This is a genomic window from Sulfolobales archaeon, assembly GCA_038897115.1.
Lineage (GTDB): Archaea > Thermoproteota > Thermoprotei_A > Sulfolobales > AG1 > AG1.
Genome location: JAWAXC010000009.1, coordinates 1 through 14,440 on the forward strand (window position 1 = coordinate 1; position 14,440 = coordinate 14,440).

Here is a 14,440-nt window from a genome sequence, read left to right on the forward strand (position 1 = left end):
CTGCGATAGGCCTCTCAGTAGGTATGTGGAAGAAGTTAGTCGTATAGGCTATATTAGCAGTTGACACCAGGTAGAGGGCGTCCAAACCCCTCCTAGCCATCTCAGAGGTTATAGCCAATACCCTCCTCTCAACCTCCCTCCTCGAGATAACAAGCATAGAATCACCAAAAATATATCGATAAGACCTATAAAAAACAAAAATATTATCTAATATATGGGATGAGGTTCTTTTCGGGGACCCGATCGATGGGGAAGCGGATATCCACCGACCGAGGATGATGAGGGCCCGATATTGTGAAAGGTGATCAAGGATCAAGCGTCTGATCGAAACAACCGTCACCAGCTATATCTAATAGCTTCGATAATAACACAGTAGCCATCAGAGACTAAAGGCTATAATCTACTGCGAGACAGGCCAAGTGACGTCTGCCAACGAAACTTCCCGACCCCCTTGAGAAATGAGTGGGTATCAAGAGGGAAGCCAGTATATCCTAATAAGGGCAACTACATAGCCGGTAAGCCGAGATATTAGTATTAATATAGGTATCTAGACTGCGGCTTCTTGATGAGCATAAGCTACCTTGCTTTTTAGCTATTAATGTAATGCCTCCCCGATTCTCCCGGGTGATTCAGAGACGATCTCCAGGATCTTCTAAGGAGTTTCAGGAGATCCGTCGAAGGGGGATCGATGAATCCCCGGGAGATCCCAGGATATATATAGTCCGTTAACCAGGATCTGATAAGGAATATGACGAGCTATATATTTACACTAGACTACCACGAGGACTTCATATTGAGAAGCCTCTCGGATGAAAAGACACAGCCCGAGAATAGGATAGCAATGCCCACTGTAAAGCCTGTAAGAGATGCAAAAAGACAGTGCATCAAAACCCCGCAACCTACTGCATAGGAGATACTAAAGGATGAAGTATAATCAGTATAAACATAATATGAAAAACCAGAGGAACTAGAAGAAAAAGGTAAGATCCTAGAAACGATAGTGAGGAATCCTGGGATAACGCCACCCCAGCTAGCGAGGATAATGTAGAAGAGTGAAAAAACAATAGCAAACCACATAACAGAACTCAAAAAACAAAACCTAGTAATAACAAGGGGAAAAACAAACAACATACACCCAACAAAGCTGGGAGTCATAATAGCTAGAATAGCAAAACAAAAAACAAAGATCATCCCAGAATCAACCGGGATAGAATAGAGAAAAAGATCCTGGGAGATCAAAAAGATCATATGATCAAAGATCAAAACAGATCCGAGAAGGAAAAGATCCCGAGGAATCATCCCGAAAGATCCCAGGATGATCTAGATCAAAAATCTTTGAGACTAATAAGCATTGTGGTCATCAAAAACATAGATCGAAAACCAGATCTTCACTTATATACCCCAATAAGAAAAATAATAATAGAGCAAAAAACTGATCTACTATAGAACTGAGCAAGATCAAAAAACACAACTAGATCAGATGATCTACTATAGAATTGAAAGTACCAACCCCCGAAAAGGGGAGCCAGCAGCCAAATAAGATGATCTACTATAGAATTGAAAGAGCATGCTGGGTCTGACAGGCCAGGCGATCTATGGGCTTCTCTGATGATCTACTATAGAATTGAAAGTTGCTGTACCTACATTGACATATGAATTGCTATAGATAGATGCGATGATCTACTATAGAATTGAAAGAATAGTAATAGTAATAGTATATAGATCTAGTAGTAGTAGTAAGATGATCTACTATAGAATTGAAAGTTGATATAAGATACACTATTCTAAGCCTTGCTTTGAAAAACGCTGATGATCTACTATAGAATTGAAAGCCCCATCTCCCAACAGCTAGACAGACAACAAAACCCAGCAAGATGATCTACTATAGAATTGAAAGAAAGACTACGAAAAGGTGGATGACCCAGATAGACTGGCGGCGAGATGATCTACTATAGAATTGAAAGTAAAGGGGAGAGGCTGTGGCTGCCCAGAGGGTTATATAAGAGATGATCTACTATAGAATTGAAAGCAGTGGATGGATAAGAATCGAGGCATAGATCAATGAGCTTCAGGATGATCTACTATAGAATTGAAAGTTCGAAAGAGCGTCTAGTAGAGCCCCGAATACAGGGATATCTGATGATCTACTATAGAATTGAAAGAGGTTTTAGATAGATCACGCCACCTTTTTGCCCAACAGCATGATGATCTACTATAGAATTGAAAGGCACCTGTGAACCCTGTTGAATGCCCAGGTGATCAGTGGTATGATGATCTACTATAGAATTGAAAGTTTTGCATTTCTCGATCGTTTTATGCTTAGGGCTATTGCTATGATGATCTACTATAGAATTGAAAGCTCGTTAGTCCCAGTTGACCAAGAGACAAGAGATGGATTTGTGATGATCTACTATAGAATTGAAAGGATCAGGTGGATCCACGATATCTAGTGCCTAGAACACTTAACATGATGATCTACTATAGAATTGAAAGCGTGTATAAGGGGCACAGCTATGGCTTTCTCGATGCGTGGCTGATGATCTACTATAGAATTGAAAGGGCATTGACAGCCCAAGCGATCCACTCGTCCACTGAGGGCTCTGATGATCTACTATAGAATTGAAAGACAGGATACCGTGCAACGGAGTCTGTTATCTGGTGGTGGATGATCTACTATAGAATTGAAAGTTCTCTTGGAATGAGACACTAAGAGCCGAAGCAGAAAGACGATGATCTACTATAGAATTGAAAGCGGTCTACTTGGGTTGCTCACCAATCTGCTACTCAGAGGCCCATGATGATCTACTATAGAATTGAAAGATAACGTGGTGGGTACTATGATAGTACCTTAATAGTACTATGATGATCTACTATAGAATTGAAAGCTTCTGACCTCAACCGCGGCACTGTGCAGCTATCACCAGTATGATGATCTACTATAGAATTGAAAGCAATACACAATACAGCCTACCACACCTGGGGCTGGAGGGAGATGATCTACTATAGAATTGAAAGCTATTCTTGATAATCTTAGCTCTAGCTCATATTGCTCCATCTTTCCTTGATGATCTACTATAGAATTGAAAGAAGAGCCCTCCTCCTCTCAATCTGAACTCTGACGTCTTCTAGATGATCTACTATAGAATTGAAAGTCGCTATACTCTTTTTCGATCTCAACAAGCCCTTGACCCGCGATGATCTACTATAGAATTGAAAGATATAAGTTGCTGAGGGGTTGGAGGAGGAGATGGAGGATCCGGATGATCTACTATAGAATTGAAAGACTCTGTCTAGGAAGACGCTTCCGTTGTATGCTAGGTAGTATAGATGATCTACTATAGAATTGAAAGGACGATGATCTCGACGACGATTGTGACGACAACCCTCTCAAGGATGATCTACTATAGAATTGAAAGTCTATACTCGCCCCGTGTCATGGCGAGAACATCAACGGGGCCGGATGATCTACTATAGAATTGAAAGCCCAGGATGCTGGGCAGCTTAGGTGGTGTAAATACAACAAGGATGATCTACTATAGAATTGAAAGCAGACAGATATCTCCACCTAGCTGTGAGATGCTCAAGCACTTGCCGATGATCTACTATAGAATTGAAAGGCTGTATAAGATTTAGCGCGGGGATCCCCCTTCTAAATATTTTTGATGATCTACTATAGAATTGAAAGTCACCCTTTTCTGCTATCTGTTAGATATGGCTATAGGAGATCTAGATGATCTACTATAGAATTGAAAGAGCTGTCTTCGGCAGAAGCCCTGGGGATGAGGGTAGGGGGCCGATGATCTACTATAGAATTGAAAGGAGAACCAGTTAATAATCTGTCCTTCTCTTGATTCTGTTTTCGATGATCTACTATAGAATTGAAAGCTTCCATCGGTGAAATAGGTCGCCACAAGAACACTGTCAAGATGATCTACTATAGAATTGAAAGAGGCTGTGAGAAAGCAGTCGCAACCCACATAGCAAACCTCATGATGATCTACTATAGAATTGAAAGGGCTTCTGTGATAACAGATCATCAATGTATTTCAATAAACGATGATCTACTATAGAATTGAAAGTTTACATAATTCTAACTCACTTAGAAACTCCTTCTTCTTATCTGATGATCTACTATAGAATTGAAAGTTATACCTCTACTATATAATTCTAATACGCTATAGTTTGGGATGATCTACTATAGAATTGAAAGGATCAGCTACACAGGGCCAACAACAAATATATCAGGTAGAGGATGATCTACTATAGAATTGAAAGCCCACTCATTGTCAAAGGGGCATCAGATATATTTAGTGTCGGGATGATCTACTATAGAATTGAAAGACACTTGGACTGCACATATACGTCGAGGCTGTGAACTGCTAGATGATCTACTATAGAATTGAAAGGTTTTATACACGACACTACACGCCTTTGCCAAAGCCAGAGCTGATGATCTACTATAGAATTGAAAGACTAGCTTTTTTAACCAGATAAGTACCTCCGTCTCGCTCAGATGATCTACTATAGAATTGAAAGCTGATCATAGTTAAATGGGATTGATCCTTGGATCACTATCCTGATGATCTACTATAGAATTGAAAGATATACTCTAGACATTCTTTCTCTGCTTTTTCTCTCCTCATTTTCTGATGATCTACTATAGAATTGAAAGAGGAAAACACTTGACACACAGCTAGCCCAGCTTCTAAAAGATGATCTACTATAGAATTGAAAGCACTAGCTGTTATTGCTGCAATCGCGGGGTCAAGCTTTCTAGGATGATCTACTATAGAATTGAAAGAGCTTGCTTGCTATTGCCCTTGCAATGAAAGTGGGGTGTCTAAGGATGATCTACTATAGAATTGAAAGATATAGAGCGCCCGCTCATACACAAGATCCTCATCGCTTCTAGATGATCTACTATAGAATTGAAAGTATTGCGAGGAGCAAGATAGTAGATCTGTTGCTGAGGATCCAGATGATCTACTATAGAATTGAAAGTATTATATGGCCCCGTAGGTGGAAATGCTGGCCTCGCTGATGATCTACTATAGAATTGAAAGCTACTTTAAAACCATAGCTACTTGAGAGTAGATAATAGCTATAGATGATCTACTATAGAATTGAAAGGTATTCACACCGAAATCCGCAACACTCATCCCTACCACCCCCTGATGATCTACTATAGAATTGAAAGCATATACAGACTGTACTGCGAAGAACAGCCAGAGAAACCAAGATGATCTACTATAGAATTGAAAGGCTAACAGAAATAGAGAAAAAGCTATTCGACAGGCTGATGATCTACTATAGAATTGAAAGGACACAGTGGTGGCAAGGGCTCTTGAGGAGAACCAAGACGATGATGATCTACTATAGAATTGAAAGAGATGTTATCAGGGATGTGATAGATGCTCACAGGGCTGTCTATGATGATCTACTATAGAATTGAAAGGCAAGCTATGCTCGATGAATTTCCTCGTGATGTCATATATCTCTCGATGATCTACTATAGAATTGAAAGGAAAAGTCGGTGGTGTCTATAAGTACTTCTACTATAGGTTCCTGATGATCTACTATAGAATTGAAAGGTATATACATACTCAACGTCTATTATCCCCTCTAAGGCAGCGATGATCTACTATAGAATTGAAAGGTTGAGGCTACTCTATCGCTCGATGTAACTGTTGAGTGAGGTGATGATGATCTACTATAGAATTGAAAGATGCTATCATTAGCCTGAATGCCTTCTCAAACTTCTCTACTGTGATGATCTACTATAGAATTGAAAGATGGCATATTGCTTTAGGGGTAGTTCTAGCCTCTATCCAGTAGATGATCTACTATAGAATTGAAAGGAGGAGAGAGCTGCACCCGCTGATAGCAGCAGCAATAATGTTCGATGATCTACTATAGAATTGAAAGCGATGTGAAATCGCTTAGAGTATTCACCAAGGTTGTGAATGCATGATGATCTACTATAGAATTGAAAGGAGCTGATAACGATATACGACACTGATTATCTGGTCAAAGCTGATGATCTACTATAGAATTGAAAGATGGGTCGTCGAAGACCTGTACAATGATCTCGTTGCCCGATACCGAGATGATCTACTATAGAATTGAAAGGACCCCGATCATCCAGCTTCTCCACAAAGCATCCAGCCCTTTGATGATCTACTATAGAATTGAAAGCCTTGTTCTCGTCATATTTCGTTTCCGCCACAAGGTATTTGATGATCTACTATAGAATTGAAAGTTATAAGGGCAAAAATCGATTATTTTGAAGGGGTTAAGAGGGATGATCTACTATAGAATTGAAAGCTGCCCCGCTGTACCTGCTATGCCCTGGCGGGGGGTTTAGAGATGATCTACTATAGAATTGAAAGTCAAGCGGCACAGGGAAAAGCCCAACCATAGAGATTATAAGCCTAGATGATCTACTATAGAATTGAAAGTCTATAGAGGACGCCTAAGGCTTTGTTAAGCTCTCTATACACCCGATGATCTACTATAGAATTGAAAGCTTCACAAACGGCACCATATGCCTCGAGGGGCATAGAGTGGATGATCTACTATAGAATTGAAAGTAACAGCGTATCTAACCAATCTTCCTCATTAACTTCCTCTAGATGATCTACTATAGAATTGAAAGTGAAGTGAGATGGGAAGCGACGTTAAGATATATTGGGAGGATAGGGGGATAGTATGTATGTGATAGCCCTTTATAGCTGAATACCTTGCCTGTGGGGTGGTGATGTTTATCGGCTTTCTATGTTCTGGTGTTAGGGTCTATGTTTTCTGCTGATTATGTAGATGCTGGCTAGAATAGCTATGGTTACTACTGCTATGAATGCATATGGTCTATAGTCTATGATGGGCTCTAACGTTCTAGCCTTTATTATAGCCCCTGAATACTCTATTGCGAAGAGTTTGCATCCGGAGATCTCTCTTATAGCTTTTGCGAGTTGGATGCCTAGCTCGGTTATCTGGTCTGGAGATAGATCGCCTTTATCATCTGTATAGACTATCGATATGATTGGAAGCCTGCCCACAGCACCTCCGAGGCTTATACTTAGGTTCCTCCCCAGCTTAACGCTATACTCTCTTAAGATATTCTCCAAAGCCCTCTGGTGATCCATGTTCCACTCTATAAATCTATCCACATCAAATGTCTCTGGAGATACCGCCCGCATATATAGCTTCAAGCCATGTGCTGTGAGAATAGCGCTTAGGTTCCCACTTATATTCAGAGCCTTCTCTAAATCCCGATCAGAGATCATTACAACCGCCACAGGATTCGATATCGTGTTAAGGATTTGGAGACCTCTATAAGTTATATTTACACTAGACATCATCCTTTCAATATCATCCAAGATGTAGAGTAGATTACCAGCACCGCTAGCAGGGGGCAAGCCCTGGGGACTCGATACCTCTCTAGAGCCTCCAAATACAGCCCTCTCATACGGGCTATAAAGGGGATCGTATGGAGCTAAGATATAGTGGTATATAGGCACATACCCACAGCCATCCCTATAATAGGCTATAGGCTCAGGATCTATATAGAGGAAAACACTAGGAGCAACCTCCGATAAAAGCCCAGGAGAAGGCACACCACCTCGAACCAGTATAACCTGGGCTAGCGGTGATGAGACCCCAACCACTAAAAAGACTAGGAAGAGAGCTATAGCCATAGCATTAGAAGATCTCATATAGATCACCCAGCAAGAAGGGTTGCAAACACGTAGACAGGGCTACCTCCCCAGAGGATCCCAGACGCTCCAGCCCAGGCCCAAAACTAATACACCAAGGGATCCTCATAGACGGACAACCCATCAATCCATCCCTTACTTCAATTAAATATTAGACCCATATAGATATAATGGTTATACTGATTTGTTAAAACAGTTGAACATAGAGAGAAACAATAGATCCATATCTATATACAAAAGCATATAGTTAACACCCTACCGAACCTCAAACTAAGAGCTGATCTCGCTATATTAGATTAAATCATCATAGCAGGCCATGGATTTCACATGAGAATATCCAGCATAGATATGATAAAACAATTGACAAACCCAGCCTTTAAGACTGGTTTATGTTTTAAAGATTCTATTTTTTAGTGGATGGCCTCCCTCGCAAAGGGGTAATGCTCGAGACACCAGCAGAATCCTTTGCTTCTTTAGGGCGGGGAGGAGCTATAATATTATAAGTTTAAGCAGATATTATTGAGGTGGGGTTTGCATTGTTTGCCAACCTTAGCAGAGATGAGATCGCGGTTCTAGCCTTGATCGCCGGGCTTGCCGATGAGAGAGGAATATTTAATAGGGGTCGTGATGCTAAGAAGCTTACCAAGCTGGCGTTTCTAGCATCGTATGCTGAAGAGGTGGATAGCAATGGTATAAGGTTGCGGGGAAACCCACGTCTCGGGCTACGCTTCCATGTATACCTCTATGGTGTTGCTAGCAAGGATATCTATGGGATCCTGGATAGGCTTGTGGAGAAGGGCTTTCTAGAGCATGTCGATATCAATATATACTCTGTGAAAGTCTCTCTCAACGAGGTTCTCGGCGTTGTGAGAAGAATGGATGATGACCTCTACAGAGGAGTTGTTTTCGCGCTCAGCTATAGATATATGACTGGCGATGAGCTAGAAGGCTTCGTCAACGGCTTGCTAGGCATCGGAGGCCCCGAGATCAAAGCACTAGTCTATGGCACCGAGGTACAGAAACTCATCGAAGCACGTGAACATGTCAAGAAACTGGAGGAAAAAGATATGATAGTTGATATATAAGTGATAATCAATGCTCGCTAGCAGGATTAAATATGAGCCCTCAAATTAGTTGGGATCTGATCTGGTTGTTACTCCTGAGATTCAACAGGGCTATAGAAACCTTAATCTATATTTCTATATCTGCAACTCTAGTTAAGTCAATAATTTAAGGTGAAAAGCATATCTACCCCCATGTTTTTCTCGATGCTAATGCCCTTATACGGCTGGCTAGGAGTCTAAGCCATCAACATTTCAATCCTTATGGTAAGAGGTCTAGAATCAGAGTGCTGATGGAGCTAGGAGTGCTCAAAGTAGCTACAGCGTCACATCTATTAGAGATGGCGAAGCATATATTACGTACCGAATCTAGTGTCATTGATAGAAAATCTGCAGATATACTCATAGATGAGCTGAACAACGCTATTAGCCAAGGCTGGCTGGAATTAATTAGCGATAATGATCAGAGATCATTAGATATATCGAGGGCCATAGTATATGAGGATCTAGCCCGCCTATGGTATAATGTGCTTATCGAACGTGATCGAGAAGATGCTGAGATGCTAAGATATGCAGCTCTAGCATACGCAAAATTCTGTTTTATCCACACCCATACAACTAGATCTGAGGATTATTATACACCTTCATACATGTTAATCGTATCTGACGATGATGATGTCTATAGCAGAAGGCACCTACTTAACTATGGACTAAGAGAAGCACTCAGAAAGGCTATGCAAAGAGGCATACGCATAGGCAGATATCCCGGAAAGCTAGTCTCGGTGGCAAAATGGAATGGCTTCAAAGAATATGTGAAACAGCTAACATCATGATCTTATCACATAGTGAACTTTGAATTATATAGTAATGTTCAGACCTTTCCCATATTTGTGAATAAAGAGGGCTAGGAAATAATCGTTGGATATTTGTTCAATGAAAAGCTTTTCAATAATCCTTGGACGAACCAACTAATGATAAATTTATAATACCAAATCCCTGCCTCATAACCTACAATAATTATATCGATAGACGTAGTAAGGTGTAGCCATCTTCAAAGAATGCTATTTCTATAGACTTATGAGGAGCTCCAGTAGTAGAGCCCATTTATCTGTTTGATATAGGAAACGAACTTTGGGAGTAGATCTTTTCCGTGCGTTTCAATAGATCTAATGTTTCCTATAACTATTAATTTCTTCCTCGCTCTTGTAAATGCAACATTCAATCTATTCTCATCTTCAACGAAACTGAGATCTTCGGTGCTGGTAATACTGAATATTATAACATCTTTCTCCCTTCCCTGAAATGCGTCCACAGTATTTATTTCTATTGTTTCGTCTTTTAATGTTTCTTTTAAAAGCCTTCTTTGAGCTCTATAAGGTGTTATAATGCCTATCCTCTCGCTGGTGATGCCCTGCTCCTTGAGTGTGGAAACGATTTTCTTAATAACCCTGGCTTCGATCTCATTAGCTCTTGAACCATCTTTCTCCACAGTTTCAATGCCATCTACATGTAAGAATACGGCTGGAATATCCGGGTCTAGAAATCTCATGTTCTCAGAATAACTTTTTATCTTAAGCTTTATTTTATCACAGGATTTTACTGGTTTTATCTTTTCGTTATAGATGTATTTTTGGGAAAAACCGAATATCTTTACCAAAGCATAAACATGGTCGTAGATAAACATCTGAACCATAGTCTTAGATAACCTGGCTTATATTGTCTGAAGCCAGAGGAAATATAGTCAAGCCGGCGGTTTTAGGCTACACTTCTACGCATACCTCGTATGGTGTCGTAAGTAGAAAGGTTTGCTTATGGCTGTCTACTAACTTATTGACATCCCAATCCTGTATGATGCGATTCTTACCTGTTAGAATGAAAGGATCATTATATAGATATTTAGAAGAAGGTTAATAGGGAGAGTGTTAAACCTGTCTTTACTACTCTTAATTCCCTCTCTACATAGATCTTTTTGCAGTTACCAGATCTGCAAAGACCCTCTTCACCGAAACGAGCGCATCTCTAACCGCTTCCATATGTCCTTTTAATGGAGATCTGAAGTAAAAAATTTCGATCAAGTCTACGATGAAAGCCAACATTTTGTCGATTAATGACTCATCAATAAAAAATAAGATTATGAAGTTTCTGTCTGCTATTAATATTATTCATTCCTCGTAGTCAACAGCACTATGCAGTAAAAATGAATAGAGCCTATCATCCAAAGAATTAAATATATGACCACCTGTTTCTCCGCGCTAGCCTAGAAGATCCTCTATAAGAGAGGTAATAAGGTTCATCGTTAAATCCTCACCATAAAATTATGGTGTGCTTAATGGTTATCTAGCAGGCTTTACGTATTTTTACAAGGACTAATAAATATTTAGGAATTTTCCTAAACAAACAAAGCCTCAGAGCACCCTGGGTTTTTTCTTCGCAGGAAAAGCTTTCCTATCAATTGTGAATGGCTAATCCTCCTTCCTGGTGATGCCGAATGACCTTTTAAGGCTAATATTTCTAAGGGCATGCTGGAGGCTGGTATTTCTAGATGTTCTATTAAAAGGGGCTCTCTTTTAATGTTCTTGGTTAGCCATGGCTATGTCTATAAATATGTATTATCGTAATTCTATAGTGGATGCTTTAAAGGCTATGCTGGTACTAGCTATTACAAGGGTTGGTAGGTATTGCAGGACAACAATACTTGGGGAGGTTGGGAGGCTCTTAGGTATTGATGCATATAGCGAGGTTAAGCGGGTTTTCGAGGGATGTGAGGTGGTTGTTAGAAGGAGAGGTTGGGAATATGGTTAAGGCTCTTATTATGGTTATGGAGATGAATTCAGGCTTGCGAAGACGTGGAGGTATAGGTGGGTCTTCTACCTCTATCGGTATCTTAAATACGGTGATGTGTTCAGATGCTAAGCTAATCTTGTGGGAGGGTATGAGAGTTACATTAATAAATAGAATTAAGGTTGAGAGGGGGTGGGTATAGTGAAATCACAATATAGAGAGGTTCTCTTCAGGGAGTTAGTACCTCTAAAGTCTACTACGTATGCAACTCATGGTCTTTATATGTATCCAGCTAAGTTTATTCCACATATTGTTAGATATGCCATCGAGAGATATACCGAGCCGGGGGACTGGGTTTTCGATCCTTTTGCGGGGTATGGTACGGTAGCTATTGAGGCCTCCCTAACAGGTAGGAATGCGGTTCTATGGGATTTAAACCCTGTGACCGAGGTTCTCACGCTAGCCTCTTTATATAGATGGGATATATCTCTGAGGGATTTTGATCTTGATTGGGGCTATGGGAAGGAGTTCCACCCTATGTGGGAGAACATATTCTACTGGCATCCAAGGGATTTTTATAATGTCTTGACAAGGGTTTGGGGCTATTGGCATTATGAGGTCTATGGAAAGGCGAGAGATCTGGAGGAGGTTTCTAAAGCCTATCTCATCGCGATCCCACTGCTGAAGGTTACCAGGTTCTTCAGCTATTCTGATGAGAAGATAGCTAAGCTATATAGATCCAAATATGCTGAGGAGAAGGTCAAGACTCTTCTACAGACAGATTGGAGGAGTAGAATGGTTAGAATGTACTGGGGATATGCTGAGGAAGTTGTTGAAAAGGTTAAAGAATATAGATCTCTTAAACCAAGGGATATCGAGATAGTTATCAGGACTAGCAGAAGGGCGAACAACAGGCTAGAGGTGTTCGACGCCATAAGGGCAAGGCTTGATAGAGAGGTAAGGCTTCTAATAACCTCGCCACCCTATCTACAGGCGCAGGAGTATATAAGGAGTTTTAAACTCGAACTCGTATGGCTTGGCTATACAGGCTCGGATTTGAGGATCTTGGCGAGCCACGAGATACCCTATAACAACCCGCCACAGGTGGATATCCACAGCAGGCTATTCCATGGAATCAGAAAAGAGATCATGAAGCTTAACCACGGAAAGCTCCTCCAAATATACGACGCCTATTTCCACTCACTAGCAAGCTTCATAAACAACAACCACGACAAGGTAGAGATCATGGCTATATTCGTTGGCCCTGTAAAGATTAGAAACATGAGAATCCCTATAGACGAAATACTGAGAGAACATCTAGAAACCCTGGGATTTAAGCACGTAGAAACACTAATAGATAGAATAGTCTCTCGAAGACTGTTCAAAGTAGAGGTGAACCCAGCCACCGGATTAGCAGATGAGAGAACACCAACAGAACATCTTCTAATTATGAGAAGAAAATGAAGGGGATTTTATGAGAAACATAAACATTCTATACCTAACACCCGAGAAACTGTTTAAAGACAGATACCTACTACTTAAGCAGTGGGAATCCCTTGAGACACTAATTCCATGCTTCCTAAGATCATTATATGAAGGCGAGATACAGGTAAAGCTCCATGAGTTTGATAGAATCTTCACAGGGTTGAAAAATAATGATTTTTTGGATGAGCATGATGTTTTGGCTAGAGTGGCATCTATATGGTATTATTTCACAAGGCTTACCCATCAATCTGTAGGTCCTAGGATAGGGGGTTTTGCTGAGGAAATGATTAAATTCTGGATGGAGAGATCAAATTGCTATTCCTCTGTATTCAATGATGTAACTTTGGGAAGAGTTTTAAGGGAGATTTTCGATTTAAGAAGAAACTATAGAAACAAGATAGATTTTGTTGCACATACAAAGAGAGAGGATAATACTAGTAAAGTTCTTTTCATAGAATTAAGAATGAGTGAACATACTGGTGGTAGGACAGGGCAGGAATCATTATTAGATAAATTTAATAAGATATTAGACTTAGTAGTATCTGAAGAGCTTGTTAAAGCATCGCTAGAGAAAGGAATTAATGTTATTGAACTCATTATAGCTATATTGTTCAATGAGAGCCAAGAACTTATTGAAAGAAGTAGAGGTAATTTTGAGAGAGGTAGAATAAAGTCGCTAATTAACTACATACTCGAGGAGAATCATATATGGGGTAGGATTTCAAAGATCAGAGGCAAATATGTTTTCTGCGATGGTAGAGAAATAGACAATGCAAAGTTTAAAACCTCCTTAGAAGAGAGCAACGAGTTCTGTATAGCTAAGAAAGATTCAGATTTCAAGATACGTTTAAAAATACTTCTTGGAAACGAATTTTTCCAAGAAGTTATAGGACATAAACTTGAAGATCTAATTAAGCAGTATGGCAACACAATAGCTGATGATTTATGGGTTATGTATACACTAGCAATAAACGAGCTTAAAATAGCCAAGGAGCTCAGAAAAACAAATGTATCAAGAATATATGAAATAGCAAGAACAGATAATGAATTGAAAAAGATCTTTGAAGAATTCAAAAAACTTTATAATGAAGGCGAAAATGAAAAGCTATTGTTTGAAGAATATATTGAAGAACTAAACAAAATCATAGATAGGTTCTCGAATGCTATCTTGAAGGTAATTAGTGAGCACAATGAAGAGCTTAGACTATTGGAAACTAATGACATCACAAAAGCTTATAGATATTTAAGATACATATGCACAGCTGTATTATCGCTATATTTAACACTTGAAGTTATGAATGATAAAAACTTCTCTAAATGTAGGTGGGAGGATCTAAAAGTTAGAACGAATCACGAAATATCTTTAAATAAATGGTTAGATACCTGAAAGTAATTAGTGAT

8 protein-coding genes and 1 CRISPR repeat array are annotated in these 14,440 nt (G+C 39.8%); of the genes, 6 read left to right on the forward strand and 2 right to left on the reverse strand.

Annotated features, from left to right (window positions below; genetic code table 11):
- The first annotated feature begins 748 nt into the window (after window positions 1–748).
- Window positions 749–910, forward strand: coding sequence for a hypothetical protein (locus QXE01_02450; protein MEM4970094.1), 162 nt, complete (start codon window positions 749–751; stop codon window positions 908–910).
- Between the two features lie 521 nt (window positions 911–1,431).
- Window positions 1,432–6,655: a CRISPR direct-repeat array (repeat unit 24 nt; unit sequence GATGATCTACTATAGAATTGAAAG).
- A 130-nt stretch (window positions 6,656–6,785) separates the two neighbouring features.
- Here the strand turns inward: QXE01_02450 and QXE01_02455 are convergent.
- Window positions 6,786–7,712, reverse strand: coding sequence for a hypothetical protein (locus QXE01_02455; GenBank protein MEM4970095.1), 927 nt, complete (start codon window positions 7,710–7,712; stop codon window positions 6,786–6,788).
- 536 nt (window positions 7,713–8,248) lie between these two features.
- Between QXE01_02455 and QXE01_02460 the strand changes: the two genes are divergently transcribed.
- Window positions 8,249–8,797 (forward strand): hypothetical protein, encoded by a 549-nt coding sequence (locus tag QXE01_02460; GenBank protein MEM4970096.1) that lies wholly within the window; start codon window positions 8,249–8,251, stop codon window positions 8,795–8,797.
- Between the two features lie 269 nt (window positions 8,798–9,066).
- Window positions 9,067–9,606 (forward strand): hypothetical protein, encoded by a 540-nt coding sequence (locus QXE01_02465; protein ID MEM4970097.1) that lies wholly within the window; start codon window positions 9,067–9,069, stop codon window positions 9,604–9,606.
- A gap of 242 nt (window positions 9,607–9,848) precedes the next feature.
- On the opposite strand, the gene QXE01_02470 is transcribed toward QXE01_02465, so the two are convergent.
- A complete protein-coding gene (locus tag QXE01_02470) occupies window positions 9,849–10,466 on the reverse strand; it encodes an ATP-binding protein (GenBank protein ID MEM4970098.1) in 618 nt (205 codons plus the stop codon).
- An 899-nt stretch (window positions 10,467–11,365) separates the two neighbouring features.
- Between QXE01_02470 and QXE01_02475 the strand changes: the two genes are divergently transcribed.
- The 3 genes from QXE01_02475 to QXE01_02485 all read left to right on the forward strand — a co-directional run bounded on the left by QXE01_02475 (window position 11,366) and on the right by QXE01_02485 (window position 14,426).
- Window positions 11,366–11,575, forward strand: a complete 210-nt coding sequence (locus QXE01_02475; protein MEM4970099.1) for a hypothetical protein — start codon at window positions 11,366–11,368, stop codon at window positions 11,573–11,575.
- Window positions 11,576–11,755: 180 nt separating this feature from the next.
- Entirely contained in the window at window positions 11,756–13,018 is a 1,263-nt protein-coding gene (locus QXE01_02480; protein MEM4970100.1) for a DNA methyltransferase, read from the forward strand.
- Between the two features lie 10 nt (window positions 13,019–13,028).
- Window positions 13,029–14,426, forward strand: coding sequence for a hypothetical protein (locus tag QXE01_02485; GenBank protein MEM4970101.1), 1,398 nt, complete (start codon window positions 13,029–13,031; stop codon window positions 14,424–14,426).
- Window positions 14,427–14,440: the final 14 nt, after the last annotated feature.